The 16736-nt window shown below is 40.5% G+C and carries 7 protein-coding genes and 2 pseudogenes; all 9 read right to left on the bottom strand.

What is annotated here, in order from left to right:
- A pseudogene (locus H164_RS0112755) lies at positions 1-581 on the bottom strand (bifunctional DNA primase/helicase); the annotation flags it as partial.
- Between the two features lie 2 nt (positions 582-583).
- A pseudogene (locus tag H164_RS0112760) lies at positions 584-959 on the bottom strand (helix-turn-helix domain-containing protein).
- 2 nt (positions 960-961) lie between these two features.
- Positions 962-1300: a helix-turn-helix domain-containing protein gene (locus H164_RS0112765; RefSeq protein ID WP_008824297.1), complete on the bottom strand. Its 339-nt coding sequence runs from the start codon at positions 1298-1300 to the stop codon at positions 962-964.
- 690 nt (positions 1301-1990) lie between these two features.
- Positions 1991-2677, bottom strand: a complete 687-nt coding sequence (locus tag H164_RS0112770; RefSeq protein WP_019968986.1) for a PP2C family protein-serine/threonine phosphatase — start codon at positions 2675-2677, stop codon at positions 1991-1993.
- A complete protein-coding gene (gene mads8 / locus H164_RS0112775; RefSeq protein ID WP_019968987.1) occupies positions 2678-8191 on the bottom strand; it encodes a methylation-associated defense system ATP-binding protein MAD8 in 5514 nt (1837 codons plus the stop codon).
- Positions 8191-9747 (bottom strand): methylation-associated defense system protein MAD7, encoded by a 1557-nt coding sequence (gene mads7 / locus H164_RS0112780; RefSeq protein ID WP_019968988.1) that lies wholly within the window; start codon positions 9745-9747, stop codon positions 8191-8193. The genes mads8 and mads7 overlap by 1 nt, the downstream gene beginning before the upstream one ends.
- A gap of 11 nt (positions 9748-9758) precedes the next feature.
- Entirely contained in the window at positions 9759-13883 is a 4125-nt protein-coding gene (gene mads6, locus H164_RS0112785) for a methylation-associated defense system protein kinase MAD6 (protein WP_019968989.1), read from the bottom strand.
- 13 nt (positions 13884-13896) lie between these two features.
- The gene (locus H164_RS0112790) at positions 13897-16056 is read right to left on the bottom strand and encodes a hypothetical protein (RefSeq protein WP_019968990.1); all 2160 of its coding nucleotides are present in this window, start codon (positions 16054-16056) and stop codon (positions 13897-13899) included.
- Between the two features lie 2 nt (positions 16057-16058).
- Positions 16059-16721 (bottom strand): CpXC domain-containing protein, encoded by a 663-nt coding sequence (locus H164_RS0112795; protein WP_026356372.1) that lies wholly within the window; start codon positions 16719-16721, stop codon positions 16059-16061.
- Positions 16722-16736 lie beyond the last annotated feature (15 nt).

The raw sequence follows: 16736 nt of genomic DNA on the forward strand, positions 1-16736 counted from the left end.
GCAAACATAGGTTCCGTAGGTGAGCCATAAAGTTCAAACTTACGACCTTCAGCAGAAATACTCTCATAGCGTTTAAGACTCCGTACCCGAAAGCGTCGGAGTGCATCCTCATGGATGCCATAATGCGCCCAATAGTTCAGCAGCCCGTCATCAAAAGGCTGTATCTCAAAACTGTATGGTCGTTCTTCCATATGCTTGGGCATATCAGTCTCAGGACTGAAGCCGATAGTTTTTTTGTATGACTGTGTTATATGCTTGCTATGCTGTTCACCATCACATAAAGAATACAATCCAAGTTCTTGTACTATGGTTTCCAGGACCTCGGGAAAACTTGTTTTCAGGTTTAGGCCACGCATAGTTGCTACAAACCAAAAACAATCTCCCGAATAGGTTGTATCCCCATGATCATAGAACTTATAGGATGAACTCTTCCTATCATAGAAGATATGGCATGAAGCCCGCTTGTCATCATAGAAGGGACTGCGGAAGTTACGGTGCAGATTCACCTCAAAGCCAAGGAAATGGGAGAACACGTTCAGCCCTCCTTGTGTAAGCAAAAGTATTTGTTCTTTATCTATCATATTTATCTGTTTTTAGAATTAAGGCAAGAACTCATAATAAGGTTGTCCTTAAAGCGGTTGAGTCGTCCGAGAACCTCATCATTCCTCATCCCTGATACACGGAGCCGGTTACATTTCACGGCAATAATGATTGACTTGAAAAAGTAGCGCACATCACCACTCTCCGTGTAGCGGTAACGCAGCAACTGCTTTTTGCGCCAGCGGTAAAGGGTGGACTCTGAAACATTCAAAGTCTCGATTAGGTCTTTCGTGGTCATTTCCAGCTCGTCATCTATATCCTGTATAAGGTGAGAGGTTCTCTCGACGTACTGCTCTATTCGATTGAGCCTATCTATCAATTCTTGATAAGCCAGACTTCTCTACTGTGATTATTTCCATGACTATAACCGTTTTGTAGCCCCCGTCGCTTGTTCTGTTCCGAGTTCAATTAATAGTTGTGAAAGCTTATTGAACGCCTCCTCTGTAAAAACTTCTATACGCATCTCTACCATAGGTAAAGGTCTTGGCTGCCCATTCCGTGCAAGAACTTCAAACATTTCAGTAGAGCAGATGCCTACTTTAGAAGCGTATTTTAGGATTTGGCAGAGAGTCATCTCTGTTTGTCCGTTTTCCCAACGTGAGATACGACTTGAACTAACTCCCAGAATTCCAGAAAGATACTCCTGGGAATAACCTTTTTCTACTCTTGCTGACTTCAGCATTTCCAATAACTCTTTCATAATTATAAAGTTATTAAAGCACCGCCACAAGAGCAACCCGCTATATGCAAATGTTTTCACCCTATGCAATCCGTCTTGCAGCAGGTGCAAGGTTCAGCATCATAGCGGTAGCATAAGGACGAGAAATACGTAGTACAGACAAAAGAATATTAAAGAATGACCTACTTTTAATGAAAAGATTTATAGTAGACTTATATAAGGAAATGTTAAAATACCATTCCTCTTAAAATCAACTATCATTTATAAAGAACAATCACTGTCAAAGAACAAAGAACTCACGGATCCCCCAGTGCAAGGTGCAAGTCCCTTTTATATATAAGGGCTTGCACCTTGCACTGGAAAATGTAGCAGTAAAATCTCTAAATATTTATGGTGCAAAGATTTGGAGGTTAGTACAATTTTATATACCTTTGTACCCAAGAAAAGAGAGCTGTTGTGCTTTCAAAAGGTAGTCAGAATGGTAGTCACTAAGCAGTCAGAATACTGCTACAAAAATGCTACACAGATGATTTATCAAAATATATAGAAGATTTATATACAACGAGATACGAGAGTTTGGTTCATAAACCTCTCTCTCCGCAGACAAGGGTGTAAATCAATGAGTTACGTGATTTGCACCCTTTATTACACCCAAAAAATGTGAGATGGGTGTTTCTTTTTAGTAGGATATAAGTCACTATTATCATAGTTTCAAATAGTTACCTTGACAAATGAATAGTTATCACTTATACCATTTGCGAGTGTGTCTAGTTCAGTTTTCTTACTATCATCGTAGTTCAATGCTTTATCCATTTCTATTTCCTTGTGGAATCCATCAGTACAAAGAATAAAGACATCCCCATCTTCTACCTCTATTTTTCTAATGGGGGCAGCATCTACAAGGGTGTCACCCATAATAGATTTAGTAACGATGCAAGCATATTTCTCATAACTGGTAGCACTCAGTGTCTTAATCTTTGCCAATTCATTCACAATAGAATGGTCTTCTGTCCGATATACTTCCTGCCCCCCCCTAAACATATAGATTCTGCTGTCGCCCAACCACGTAAGGTAAGCATTGCCACCTGACACAATCAGCACAGTAACGACGCATCCCATTTGTTTCGCCGCCATAGCCATGCGTTTCAGCATCAGGGCATCATTGGCAAACGGAATGGCCTCTTTTAAGAGTTCTGTCGGCGAGTATTGGTTGAAATTTAATTCAATGAAGTCCAACAGAGCATCCCCGACAACCCTTGCAGCAGTCGCCCCCTCTGAGTAGCCACCCATTCCATCTGTAACCACAAAGATTCCCGAACCATCGGGAAGAGAACCGTGAACTACATAGTCTTGATTTTCATCCCGAGTTCCTTTGTTAGTATATTCAAAAACCTTCATTTACTTAATTGCTTGAATAGTGTCACCACCATGCTTTGTCACACGAGGGCGAATACTTATTTTTATTGGACGCTGAGTAATTGTCTTGTCAGAAGACTTGTTTGCCCACAAGTATGCTTCCCCAGAGCCCAAAACTGCCATTTCTGTCGCAGTCAACGTCTGCAAAGGTGTTATGGCTTTCTGCACATGCTTTACCCATGCTGGCGAACTGAAGCGATGCATCACGACAATTGAGCTCAACTCAATGATTTCCGTTGGCAAGCTCATTGGGTCTTGGCTCGCTATCATAATAGAAACACCTTTATGACGCATTTCACGTATAGCAGTAGTGATAGACCCAACAAGTTCCTTGTTATTCATATACTTATGTGCCTCGTCAAATACAATGAACTTATTAAATGCCCTGCCATCAACTTTCATCACACTCGAAAAGATGTTGAGCATTACCACAAACAATCCAAGAGCTTCGTCCTTTTCAATAAACTCGTCGCGAAGGTCAACAATTATCAAACGTCCGGGTTTCAAGTACTGCTGAAGCTTGTTGCCATCTGTAATGTGCTCCTCAGCAAAATCCAATTTCTGTTCAGCCATTGAACGTTGAGAAGAACTCATGTGACCATTGTCTACCACACCGTCACGGATGTTTTGCAATGACATATTGTTTCGGCATGATTTCATAATCTGCTTTAGTTCCTTAATGTAGGTGGAATCATTTCCCATTGCCCCAAGCAAGAACATCCAATCACGAACGGCCAATTCTGATGAATCGAATCCTATTGGATGGACTTCAATATCAGGATATTCTTCTTTTCTGGCTTCCACCTGACTTTCAGGTGCAAGAAGAATAACATCTTTGATACTGCCTGGTTCTGCTCCATATTCGGCTTTAAGCTTCGCTAATTGACCAGCTTCATCATTAGGATATACCATAGATGTGAATTCTGGAGCATAATCCATGCTGTCACTATAATGGAAAATAACACTGGCCATTGGCGCAGGTAACAAGTTCACTTTAGAGAATTGGCGGAGTACCATTTCTGTAATTGAACCAATCGTATAACTTTTTCCAGCACCTTGAACGCCAAACAAGCTGATTGTATTGCATTCATTTAAGTCAAGACCAATTACACGCCCATTGCTATTCATCTTACCGATAATACCGAACTGGGGACTATCGCCATTTTTACCTATAATAACGTCACAAGACGGTTTCTCGTAATTGAGATCAATAGGTTCTGGTTCTGAAACTGGTTCCGACTCAGAAGGTGTTTGCACCTCTTGCGATGGATTTGTTACAGACTCAGTGGTATGAGTAGTTTCATCGACATCGATATGCTCAGGCTCTTCCTGCGGTTCAAATGATACAGAAGGTTGATCCACGGATGGGGTTATAGGTTCGTCTTGAACGTCTGAGATAGGATTCTCTGCTCCCGTCTTAATTGTTGACTTCTTTGGAATTATTACTTCGTAATCAGAATCCTGTTCTGGCTCATCTGAAGGAACTAAAGGTTGTACAGGTGCAACTATTTCCCCGTCAGGGTCTTTCCTTGGAGTGAGGGTTGGCTCAAAGAAATTCACGATTTCCTTGTCCATTGCTTCAAGTACCTGGGTGTTTAGAGTTCCTTCTGTATTAAGGATTTCGCCAATAACTGGTTCTCCCATAGAGTAAATGAGTGCATCTCCATAGAAGTGCTTCTTCTGACGTCCCATTTGAGTAAAGTCAAATACAACCCCTAATTGCTTAAATCTGATGGTATATCCATCTGCCAACTTACTCATGAACACTAAATACTCATGCGCAAACTCTGGGTCAAGTTGTCCATAGCGCATAGCACGACGAATATAGAACTCCAAGAATGATTTCAATTCCAATACTTTGAGCTCTCTGTCAAGTCTATCATAGCCATCTACTGCAATTTCAAAGTGCGAGCGTAGTGCAAAGATTGTATTTTCAATTTGATTAACCATCTTAGCATGAAGTTCTTCTGCATTGTAATGTGCATTGCGGCATTTAATTTCAACTACTGTAAACAGAATTTCTTTCTTTGCAGAGTCGATTTTAACAACGAGATTGTCTGCACGTTCCTTGTTTTCGTTTTCTAAGTCTGCAAACAATTCTTTATGGAGGTCAATAGGAATAAGGAATGACTCTTTTGTTATCCCTTTCTTCTCCAAGAATCGCTTACAAAGTGTGGTGCCAATGACCTCAAATCCTTTACGAGAGGTAGCATTAACCTGCATAATCAATGAACTACTTATAGAACGAACATCTTCCAATATCTGCTTGAAATTCTCATATCTTTCAAAGTTAATACCATATTCGTGGAAGAGAGGAATCATCAATGCTCCTATCTCGCTTGTGGGTTTGGTGGTAAGATACGACGATACGCCTGTAGCATCTGCACCAGGAACATAATCAAGTAGGTAAGGAATATCGTTTTCACCCAAACATGGCAAGTCATAGAATTCTGGCCCCATATTCTTATCGAAAGTGATAACCCAGTCACTGCTGTCATGGACGAATGACAACAGCATCATATCATTTTCTTTCAGGCGAAGTGTTGTAGCTGGAACTGACTCTTCAAGAGTAGAAGAGAGTAGTTTTCCTGTAGCCTCTTGCAAACGTGCAAACAAGCTAACTTCCATGTTTGCTGACTCTGACACAGGATCTGGAAGAATCTTATTCGAGTAATACCTGTTCCACACAAATGACTTTCCTTCCTTCGCCGCATTAACCACGTCTCGGCATATTGTTCCATTCAGGTAGAAAGAACGGCTTAATTCGTCAGGGCGAACCAACTCTGTATGTACAGCGAATGGATTAACCAAGAACGAAAGGTGTGCCTGGTACTTATCGTGGTCATCAATAAAGTCACTGACTTTGTTCAGAGAGAAGCGTAACTTGGGGAACAATCTGTTTGCGGAAGCTTGTGAAAATACTTCGGCTTCAGCAGCGGTTCTACCATAGCCTTCTGGATCAAGCAACTCTTTGAATGCTTCGCCTGATTGTAGCATATTGTCATCTGAGAACAAACGGATTTCATATGTTAGGTCAAGACCAAGCCCAATTTTCTCTAACTCTATAAGAGCCTGAGCAAAAACAGCTGCATCTCCGGCGTTGAAGAGGTTGATGACAAGTTTATCCGTGTATGGATGGGACAAACCGTAATTGAACAGATGACGAACAACTAAATCTTTGCTCACATCACTATCAATCTGCTTTTCACGAGCCACATTAAGTAACATCGCAGTATATGACTTCAACTGACGGTAGCCAGAAGCAAAAGTATCTTCTCTTCCGTAAGATGGTTGTGCATATGCACCCCAACCGAATGTGATTTCACCAATATACTGATATGCCTCTTGCAAAGAGCTTTCGCTAAGTACGAGAGGGGCAATTTCCATTGGCAATAATCCCATGAAAAGTTTATCTAACTTTCGATACCAAGCCTTACGGTACTTAGGATATTCTAAAGTCTTTTCTTCCCAATCTTGGTACAACTCATATAAGTTGACCATCCAAGCCAGACGAAGTGGGTGAAGTGGGGTAATGAGCTTTACTTTGACATTGCTACCATCAGGCATTTCGACAGTCAAAAGTACAGTATCAAGATTCTGTAAGCAAACAATCTGCTCTTCGCTTAATTCTGTCTCTTGGAGATTTCTCAACCAAGAGTCATATTCTGCGAGATAGCCTTTGATTAGACCAATATTTGTAGTAAAGTCTGTGGTACATATTAGACCGCTTTCATTTTCAGCAGACTCACGTATAATTGAAAATAAGTCTTGGCGCAATGCAGTCAACTCATCAGGAATATTAAGTCCCTTAGCAGCAACAAACAACGGGTACTGTTTTGCTGTGTCTGTAGGATCAAGCAATTTTGCGTCTGTTAGATTACCACTTAGCAATGCCTCCACATGACCTAATTCATCATCATTCTTAAGAAACGTGGTTTCTAATTGTATCAATTTTTTAGGAAGCTGAATCTGATAAGCGTATGCAGCACCAAAGTCAAATTGATATGTATTGTTCAATGTGCCCTCAATCCACATGCTTCTATCAGTACCACCGTCAGGAAGTTCTAAATCTTCTTCTTTAGACAGATGTGTACTGCGATAATGAATAATTGCCTGAGTTAGACTGTTAACTTTACCTCGTTTGTCAACTTCGCCTTCTCCAGAATACTCTTCAGTGGTAATCGTAAAGCTTTCTGATTCATTGCAGTATGCCACGTGTTGCTCCAATCGGTACTGTTCCATTTGAAGGTTAGGATTCTGCTCCTTCGCATCAAGCCATGAAGCCTGTACTCGTTCTTCCTTGAACTCTTTTAATGTGTCAAGAACAATACCGTTCTCGTCAAGAGCACGGACACGAAGCATATATTCACCTTCTTCAAACATGCCAGATGCAATATTCAATGAAAGTTTACGAGAGGCACGCTTGTTAGTTCCAACCTTAGCTTTTTTTACAACACCTACTTCAGAGAAGTCATCGATGTTGACAAGGGCTATTTCGAATGAGAAAATATCTGGATTATCTTTTGGAGATGGATCCGTCGTTATCGTAAATGAAACCTTTCCCTTTTTGTCTTGTGGAATAGCCAATAGCAAGGAACCTGTATCGGCATCACGGACAAGTTCCTTTTTGGGATCTTTTCCAGGAACGATGTCAACCATAACCTTTACAGGTTTGCTTTCGTTGTCTTTGTCTATCCAAGGCAGAACAGCATAATTAAATTCAGGATGATTATCGTGAATATTCTCAAAGAGAGATACAGCATCTTCGATATTGTCAGTTGTAGTAAAGAATACCATCAAGTCTTTCTGGACGGTATTTCTAACTAAAGGCAGACTAACGATTCTGTCAGCAGCCGTTAAAGAAAAGTCTGCCATCACAGAAGAAACCTTCTCTAAATTGAGCATAAAACGTCTTCTGATTGAACCTTCATTTTTAATGAGGTCTTTATCAGGAAGCATACCAAAAAGGTACAATCCATTACCCCATGCTTCATCGGCATATTGCTTAGTCTCCAAATATAGAAGATAGTTGATGACCGTAGTTCTTGACGGTTTTATCTCCTCAAAAAGGTCTGTCATCTGTTTCCAAAGATATTCCTTTTTTTCTGGTAATTCATGAATGAGTTTCCACAAGAAGGAATCTTGGAGTTCTGCTACAGACAGATTTTGGAAGGTCGCATCACCATAAGAGTCTTCTGCTGATGTGCGACTGTTTGATGGAACAAGGATAAGTACCGATTTATCTGGATTGTTACGTAGTTCAATAAGCTTTGTGGCATGAATAAATTCTTCTCCTTTATCCGTTTCAGACAGGATATAAACTTCCATTCCACTGTTCAAAGGACGAAGCAATGGAAGCAAGACACGAAGCTCCTTCATAGCCAGACCAGTAATCTTCATACAATGTCCTGGCTTTGCTGACTTCAACTTAGGTGAATACGCTTCTACAACATGTTGTATAAAACGCTCGTAATATAGAGTTATAATATTTTCCATTAGTCTTCCAATTTATAACGTGGACGAATCTTTTGAAGGATGCAAGCATCGCTCATATCTGTATAAAAACCAATCTGACGAAGTTTATTCTTGAACGCATCCATATTAACTCTGAATGCTGCATTCATTTCAACATCAGCATCTGCAAAACGTTCTTCTCCAATACCATTGATGACTAGACCGTAACGCTCACGAATAGCCTTCGCTAATTCATCTATTGAGAGAGAACGAGTTTCATAACCGCCATTGCTCTTCTCTTTGAGAACCAACAACTGTACCATTGTTTCAAGCAGTTTGCTGCCTAATGCACCTCTTCGAGGATGACGCTTAGAACGGCTATCTGCTAGCAACATGGAAGATCTGTTCTTCATGCAGACAGCATCTACAAAATCATGTATGTACTTGTACTGACTCGCACCCAAATTGGATTTTTCAAGTACGTGGACAAACATATCAAAATAGTCTTTCTCTGGGAAGAACTCTAACATTTCATGGAAGTCGTTTTTATCAAACTCCTTCTCATCGCTATTGGGAAGGCTATCCTCTATGTCATTGAGCTCTTTCTCATAGTACTCTCCTTGTTTGTTATTGTCTTCTTTGAGTATGCGAAAAGCTTCATCTACATCGCAACGCTTTCTTTTCTGGATAATATCAACCATGTATGTAGCACGGATATATTTGCCATAGCTATTTTCCATTCGCTCGATGTCTTTACAAGCAAACTGCGATACAATACTATCAAGATTATCAGTCAAATCTACTACAAGCGACCAGTTATCGTCAACATTTCGAGTACCAGCATCTATCATCTTTGGCAACAGATATACAACTTTCATCGTATAGAGTGCAAGATGAAGACCACATAGTATTCTCAGGTAGTCGATGAAAACTGCCCTTGGAAGTTTTTCTTTGTAAATGAGTAATCGGCGAATATCATCTGTAAATAAAGCAGCTTGCTCCTCCAAAAGAGGCTTGGGTATAATATCGACATCCTTATTCATACTCTTGCGTTCACGGAGAGGCTTTGTTATGTGTAGAATGCCTGTGGTATCTACGTCAAGTTCCTCCTGTGTGTTGATTTCGCCAGATGCCTTGTCCCAACCTTTGCTAAGATATTTCACTACTCCTTTCATAACTTCAGGATTGCTCTTTAACATGAGATATAATTGGTCTGAAGCACGGTAGTCACGACAGTACTTGCTGTTCTGTACGCGGAAGCTCAACAGATGGAGTGGCTTTAAGGTTGATACATGTTCCTTAATAACATTACCACGGTTAACCAATTCGAGTAGTGAACTACGTAGCCAGTCCTCTACACCATCAGGATTATCCTTAACACCATTGATTACACCTTGTTCTTCAAGAGCATTGAGATTGGACTTCAATGTATCAATAGTATATTCTTTTCTGAATGCCAGCTGGACTGGTTGTCCATCAGCATACATCTTAATAAACAAGTTAGTAAGAACACGATCCAGTCTTACTGACTTGAAGTCAACGTAAAGCAATTCTTTATTCAAGAATGCAACTGTACCTTTTTTTAATTTCAGTATCATAATCGTATTCTTTATGCGTTAAGAGGTTCTATTACAATATGTTTCTTTCCATCGAGACGAATTACAGTGAACTTCCTGTTGTTCTTCGTAACAAGAATCTCTGTATAAGTTTTTGCTTCTAAGAGATTTTTGAAAATCTGAAGTTCAATGAATCGACCTCGTAGGTCATTCACAGAAGGACTGAAACCTGCACGAATGTATTGAAGCATTTCGTAGAGGTCAAGGCTGACAGTCAACTGTATAAACTTATCGGTTTTATGACGGAAAGTAAGACTATCGCTTTCGTATTCGATATATTTAGTCAGATGCTCTGTCTTATTTACAAATAGCTCAAATTCATCCAATGGGAAACGACGATAGCTCTTTGAAATAGGATCACCTACATTTGAACTGGCCAAAAGTAGATAACCTTCAGTCAAACGTGCATTGTCGCAACCTTCACTTGCAGAGATGGCGCAAGCCAAATCTTGCATTGTTTCTTTGAGAGCACTTTCGTCTTCAACTCGAAGTTGCTCCTCAAACATACTTGCATAGCGATATGGCAGACGTCTGCGGAAATCAAATTTTCCTTCAAAATACTGATGACGCACATAACTCTTATGGCGACCTGTTGCCTGCATTCTTATAACATCAGATTTAACCTCATACGCAGGAATAATGACATTGTTTTCGTTAAAGTCATTCAATAGGCTGCGCTTGCGGTCACTAAAAATCAGATAGTCATTTGGACGCTTAGATGTATAATAGAGGTCACGATCATAAGCTGGTAAAGCAACACCAGCAACGTCTGTTTCCCTAAGCAATTTAACCAAGCGGTCGTTAGAATCAAGTGATGGGAGCATGAAGTCTTTTGCTGGCCATGCAACTGGAGCAGTTAAATTGAAGTAGTAGTACTGCCAATAGTATTCAGGCAACTGTTCTGTCTGAACATACTCCACTAATTGCTTGACCTCATCACAAGAGTAGTCTCGTGTTAGCATCCAAGCAATCATAGAACGCAAGTCTCTCATGGTGATATGGAGCTCACGTTTATAGAAAATAGTTCTTACAAGCCATTCGAGACGATTGATAACTTCATCTCCTGCACTGCTGTCTTGGAAGGTATCTACATTATATTTTATATAACAACGGTCGGCAATAGGACATCCCTCACACTTTGACCATAACTCTGGACGAGTCAACTTCTTCACCTGCTGAGCAAGAAGACTTGGAGAATTGCCGTCTCTTGCAGTAACAGAACGAAGGTTAAGATTGATGACCATCAGACCTGGGAGGAGTTCTGCATGACCTTCCTGATAGAAATAGTCTTCAATGTTATCTCGGAGCTTTTTCAACTCATCATGAGTGGAGAGAAAATCAACCAAACGACCTTCGTTGATAGCAATAACTCGACCTTCCTGTGCCTGAGTGTAGTCACTAAGATTGTTGAAAGGAGAGAGGAACTGAGCCAACACTTTATCATTAGCTTTTTCATCCTCATCCTGTGAGCCATCATAATTAGATTCGAAACGTATTCCGTTGATATAGAATTGTGAACCATTGTTTGTGGAAAATGATTCTTTATTTGTACCTTGATCTTCAATTCTATGGATAAATGCAGTCTTACCATCACCAGCATTTCCTGTAATGATAATCAGTTTATACTTCAAATTTTTGATGTCTTGAATGAGTTGCTTATCAAGTTTTGTCTTGGTATAAGTCAAATCATCAAAGGCATGAGTCTTTGCTCCTGCTCGTGTGCCGCTATTACCATGGCGACTTTGACTATAGAGAGAATTTATGTAATCGACTGGATTCGCATTGACTGTAGAAGTATTTATGATAGTTGAAGTATCCTTCAATATACCATTGACACCAATCTTCTCCAGTGCTTCAAGCATTTCTTTGGCAGATGTAAATCGCTTATGTCTATCTGTAATGATAGCCTTCATTATAAACTCTGCAATCTCATTTGTCAGTTTGTCGTTGTAGCTACGAATGTCTGTAGGCTGCATATGTATATTGGGACGCATATTGCTTCCTGGCCATGGATAGGCATGAGCAAGCAGCTCATAGATTGTGATACCCACTGCAAATGTGTCGGCAGACTTATCCCAATCAATCTTATTTCCCGATAAAACAAGGTCTGGAGCCATATATGGGAATGTTCCTCCAAACGACTTATCATCGGTCGTCGTAGAAATGTTGAAATCAATAAGCTTATAAATCTGACGCTTATGCCACATGATATTACTTGGCTTAATATCTCTGTGATATACAGGAGGATTTTGTTCTTCCTGCATATAGCGTAAAGCTTTCAGAATTTGGGTAGACATCTTATACACCTCGTCAACAGGAAGACGCAGGTCACCTCTTGTATAATCTTGCAGGTTTTCACCTTCAAGCAGCTCCATCAATGTGTAGAACAGTCCTTGTTGAGTACGGTCGTTAAATTTAAACTCAACAATGTTGGGGTGGTGGAGCGATTTTAATGCCTCAAACTCGTTGATGGCATTGTCAACAGATGCGTCGCGTTCAAAGATTTTAATGGCAAGAAATTGTTTCTGCATATCATGCCATACCTTGAACACACGTCCAAATCCACCTCGTCCGAGAATTTCATGAAGGGTCATAGACGGAGTTACTTTAACTCCAGGCTTCATGTCTTTCAAATATGCATCCTTGGGCTGACTTGTGGTGTTGTTTCCTGCTTTGGCATTTTGAGCTTCAATGGTTTTCTTTTGCTCTTCTTCCATTGAATTATTGATGAACTCTATAAATTCATCTGCCTCTTGCCAACGTTTGAATGGGTCAGCTACGATTGTATGCTTGACTACTTCATCCATCCATTCTGGAAGATCTTTTGATACCTTACTTGGCATGAGGTCTTCTGTAAGCAATCCACCTAATGCAGAAGTAAATGTGAGGCAACTATCAAAAGGTAGTTTGCCAGTCATCAATTCATAAAAGATTACTCCAAGTGCGAATATATCGCTTCCTGAACATACGTCACCTTCTAAGAATTCAGGTGCTGTATATGGTGAGTTGATATTAGTATCTTTCTTTACAGTAAAGCTCAGGTCAGAATGCTCGACAAACCATGCCATACCAAAGTTTGCCAATGCCGCTTTACCTCCTTCATATACAAAGATATTCTCAGGACACACGTCGCGATGATATACCTGTTCCTTATGCGCAGCTTTTAGCGCATTAGCAACATCAAGTATAATGCTGATTTTATCTGTCTGTTTGAAAGTTTTCTGACGGAGTTTGCTTCTGAGTGAACTTTCGTCCTGATAGCGGCTTATCTCATAATAGTAGGTCTGCTCTTCATTCATTCTGCAATCAGTCTTGACAATGAATGGAGATGCACCTATCTTGTCTTGGGCAAAGCTGGCATTCTGAACCATCAAACTCAGTTTGTTCAGTTCTTCAGGACTCTTACCTACGACATCAAGGGGATATTCACGTACTTTACAACGTGCTGTAGCAATGAGCTTAGGAACACACAGGTATTCCGTGAACTCCTCAGTTTCTTGAAGAACCTCTTCAATGAGATAATTGAAGATTTCCTTACGTTCAGCTCTTCTACGTTCTACAGACTGACCGGAAAGTAAGTCAACAAGTTGGGACTGAATATCCATAATCATTCCTGGAGTACGTCCTACAAGTTCAGGCTTGGTAAGGAACTCTATCAAGTCTTCTCCTAATGTGAATGTTTGCTTGTAACAATCACAGGTAGGGTCTAATCCGAATTTTGACTGCTGAGGATGGCTTAGAGTAATAGCTGTCAGTATCTGGCCAAAACGCCAATCTGGATGTTGGTTCTTTATCTTGCTGGCGAGAATACGACTCTTCAGTCCTGCTGTCTTATGAGGATTTGCTACCTCTTGACCACTACGGAACCAAGCCCAGTCATCTCCTTCAAGATTGCCAGCCCAATCCTTGTTCTCAATGTGATAAACAGCATGAGGTGCCACAATAATGCAGTCATATTCCCAATATTTCATTACTCGGTTCTGACCAGTAATGGCAATATTAAGGTTGGGAATAATAATGTAGTTACTTGGCAACTTTAAGTCGAGGTGGTCCAACAAACGCTGCTCTCCAGCATTTACAGGACCATCGTCGTGTATGGGTTTTCTTATTTGTGCCATATATTATACATGTTTAATGATTATTCGATAATACTTTCTCCAACTTGTCAATAATCCTGTCTGTTCGCTTGTCAACAAACGGCTCGCAAAAATCAAGGAACTCGTTGGCTGCTTTAATAAATGTGTCACGGGATATTCCTGGTTCCCAGCTATAGAGACCTTGGAACACCTGCTTTGGCTTTCCTTCTTCATCGAGGAAGTCATCCAGCATCAACTCACGGACAATATGATTGAAGTTCTCTTCTGTGCGAAATGCAGCTACTTCTTTCTTCTTCAGATTGAGTGCATCAAACATCTTCATGTTGCACTTCTTGGCACTAATCATCATCTTATAGAACTCAGCAAGGAACACGTCGCAATAACCTCGTCCGAGCGGCTTGGTATTACGCATTAGGGTCAAACCCGATGGAAGAACCATAATGTTACCAATCGTGTGAACTTTCTTGCCAAATCTGACAACTCTTTCACGCAATTCTGCTGGAGCATCGTATGTTTCCAGAGCTTTATAGTAGTCCTCAAAGTTTATACCAAAGATGGTGCTTGTGATGTTGATGGTGTCTGGCTTATATTTGTGCTTATCCATGCTTTCATAAGTGAAATCGGGATAAGTATCAGCAAAAGCAAGTGTGAGAATTGACTTTATAAGAATGCTTTCAAGTCCGACAACGCTTACACGATCGTCACCAAACTCCGTATCTTCCCTCAAAGTGTAAAAGTCAAAGTCTTTTAGTTTCTTTATATCACCATCAAGTCTCTCTGCAACAAACTTTTTAAGCTTATTGAGAGCGTAGATATCACAAGCCTTTTCGACTTTTTCTTTCTCCATCTTCTTGTGGTACTGATCCATTTCTTCGAAGAAGGATGGTTTAGCGATGTCTGTCTTTCTGTATTCACATCTACCTTTCAGATAACGCTCACGGAAGCTCTTGATAAAGAGTCTTCCACATCCTTCTCCTTTGCCTTGTATACCATTAGCATAGATACATCCCTCGCAGACGGTACCTTCAACACCTCTATATGGGTAATTGTCTTCTACATTGATGAAGTCTTTCAGGTCTGCATCATTTGCCAACTTATGAATCATTTTGCTAAGTTCGGCAACAGACCCTTCAGTTGGCTCCTCTTGTATGTTTGGATCAACAGGATAATACTCCTCGTCCAAGCCAATAGGGTGGTGCATCCTCTCCACGAAGTCCTTATCAAGAGAACGAGGATGAACCTCCATCTTCATCATCTCATCAAGACTCTTACGTGCCATCTCAATGAGAGTAGTTTCCTGACCAGTTGCTTCATTCATAAAGTTAATGGCTGTCTCGTCATGTCCAAGGAAGAATGCTGCTACTCCAGGAATATGAAGTAGAAATACCTGTGTTACGCCTTCTTTCTCATAGACATCCATTACCTTGAAATAACTATTGAAATGGAGTGTACAGAGGTTCCATTCCTTTACTTTAGGATTTTGTTGACATAGCTCTGGTATCTCACACATCATAGCTGTGTGCGCACTGGCAATAAGGAAACGTGTTTTATGAGCTGGCTTCTGTAATTTCGTGGTTACATCGACGAAGAATCCAGCACGAAGCACATCACCTACATGATAGGTTGTGTCCACTATCACTGGTGCATCCGTGTCTCTATAGAAAAACTGTAATCCAGGGAGTACCCAATGAGCAAATTCCTCAAAAATGTCCTTATAGTCTATGTTTACCTTCTTTGGCAGATGACCACGAGCAGGATCATAGATACTGCCATCAAGAGTAATGATATAAGGTTGAGTTCCTATTTCTGCATAGATGCCATCACCTATCTCCAGCCAATGCGCTCTGTCAAATATCATAGGAAATATGACATCACCATTGACATGAGCTACACCATAAGTGTATCTTGTCTTGGGGTTTGTCTTTGACTTGCGAATGGTGTTGCTGAATAGGAAGAATCCTTTCTGAACCTTAAACACATCATTGTGCCATTCCTTTAGGACAATGCTGCCATCAGGACGAAGAATATTCTTCTTTATCCCTTGTTCTGCCTTATAGAATCCTTCTCCCCATTCTTCAATGTAAGAGTATCTTTCACCAACTTGATTGCCACTTTTGTATAACAGGAACCACTGGGTGTTTTCATAGACTTTGGCAAGTCCATTGCTGTCGTAATCGTATTCTGTTCTTGCCATAGCTATTCCTCCTTCATTTGTTTTGCCATCCACTCTGCATCCACACACATGCAGCCTTCTGCTTTCATGCGTGGATCAAGTTCACAGGCAAGTTTGTGTTCAAAGTAATTATCCATAGCGAAACGAATCTGCATGGTTTGCTCTTTCTCTTTGTCATCGTAGAAGAAATAGATTGTGCCATACGGAAACTCTTCGTTAGGCTCTTCAGTCTTTGCAAAGAATAGCTCATAGCCTTTCTCTGCAATCTCAGGCATTATAACATGACTGATCATATACTTCTGGTGCTCAATGGCAACATCGTTCAGACCGTATTCCAGTATAACTATCTTCTCCTTGAATCGTTGTAAACCGAAGACAGCTCGGAACAAGTATTCTTTCTGCAAGCCAATACCTTCTGGATTCTCCATTGGTGCATAATCATAATCCTCAGGCTTAACGAAGTCGAAGAATATCATGAACCCATGTGTCATATCATGATAAAGAGTTCCAACTGGTATGCCAGTCACCTTTCCACAGTGAGGACAGTGGTACATAAACAACTCGTCAGAGAATATCTTTTCTCTGAGTTCCGGGTCTAAGTCCACATTGACAGATGTCCAAAGATCGAATTCGCCTTCTTGATGGCAGTGTGGACATTCTATGTTTTCTTTCCTTAACTGTGACATAAGCGTTATACTATG

The organism is Segatella maculosa DSM 19339 = JCM 15638 (assembly GCF_000382385.1).
GTDB classification, from domain to species: domain Bacteria; phylum Bacteroidota; class Bacteroidia; order Bacteroidales; family Bacteroidaceae; genus Prevotella; species Prevotella maculosa.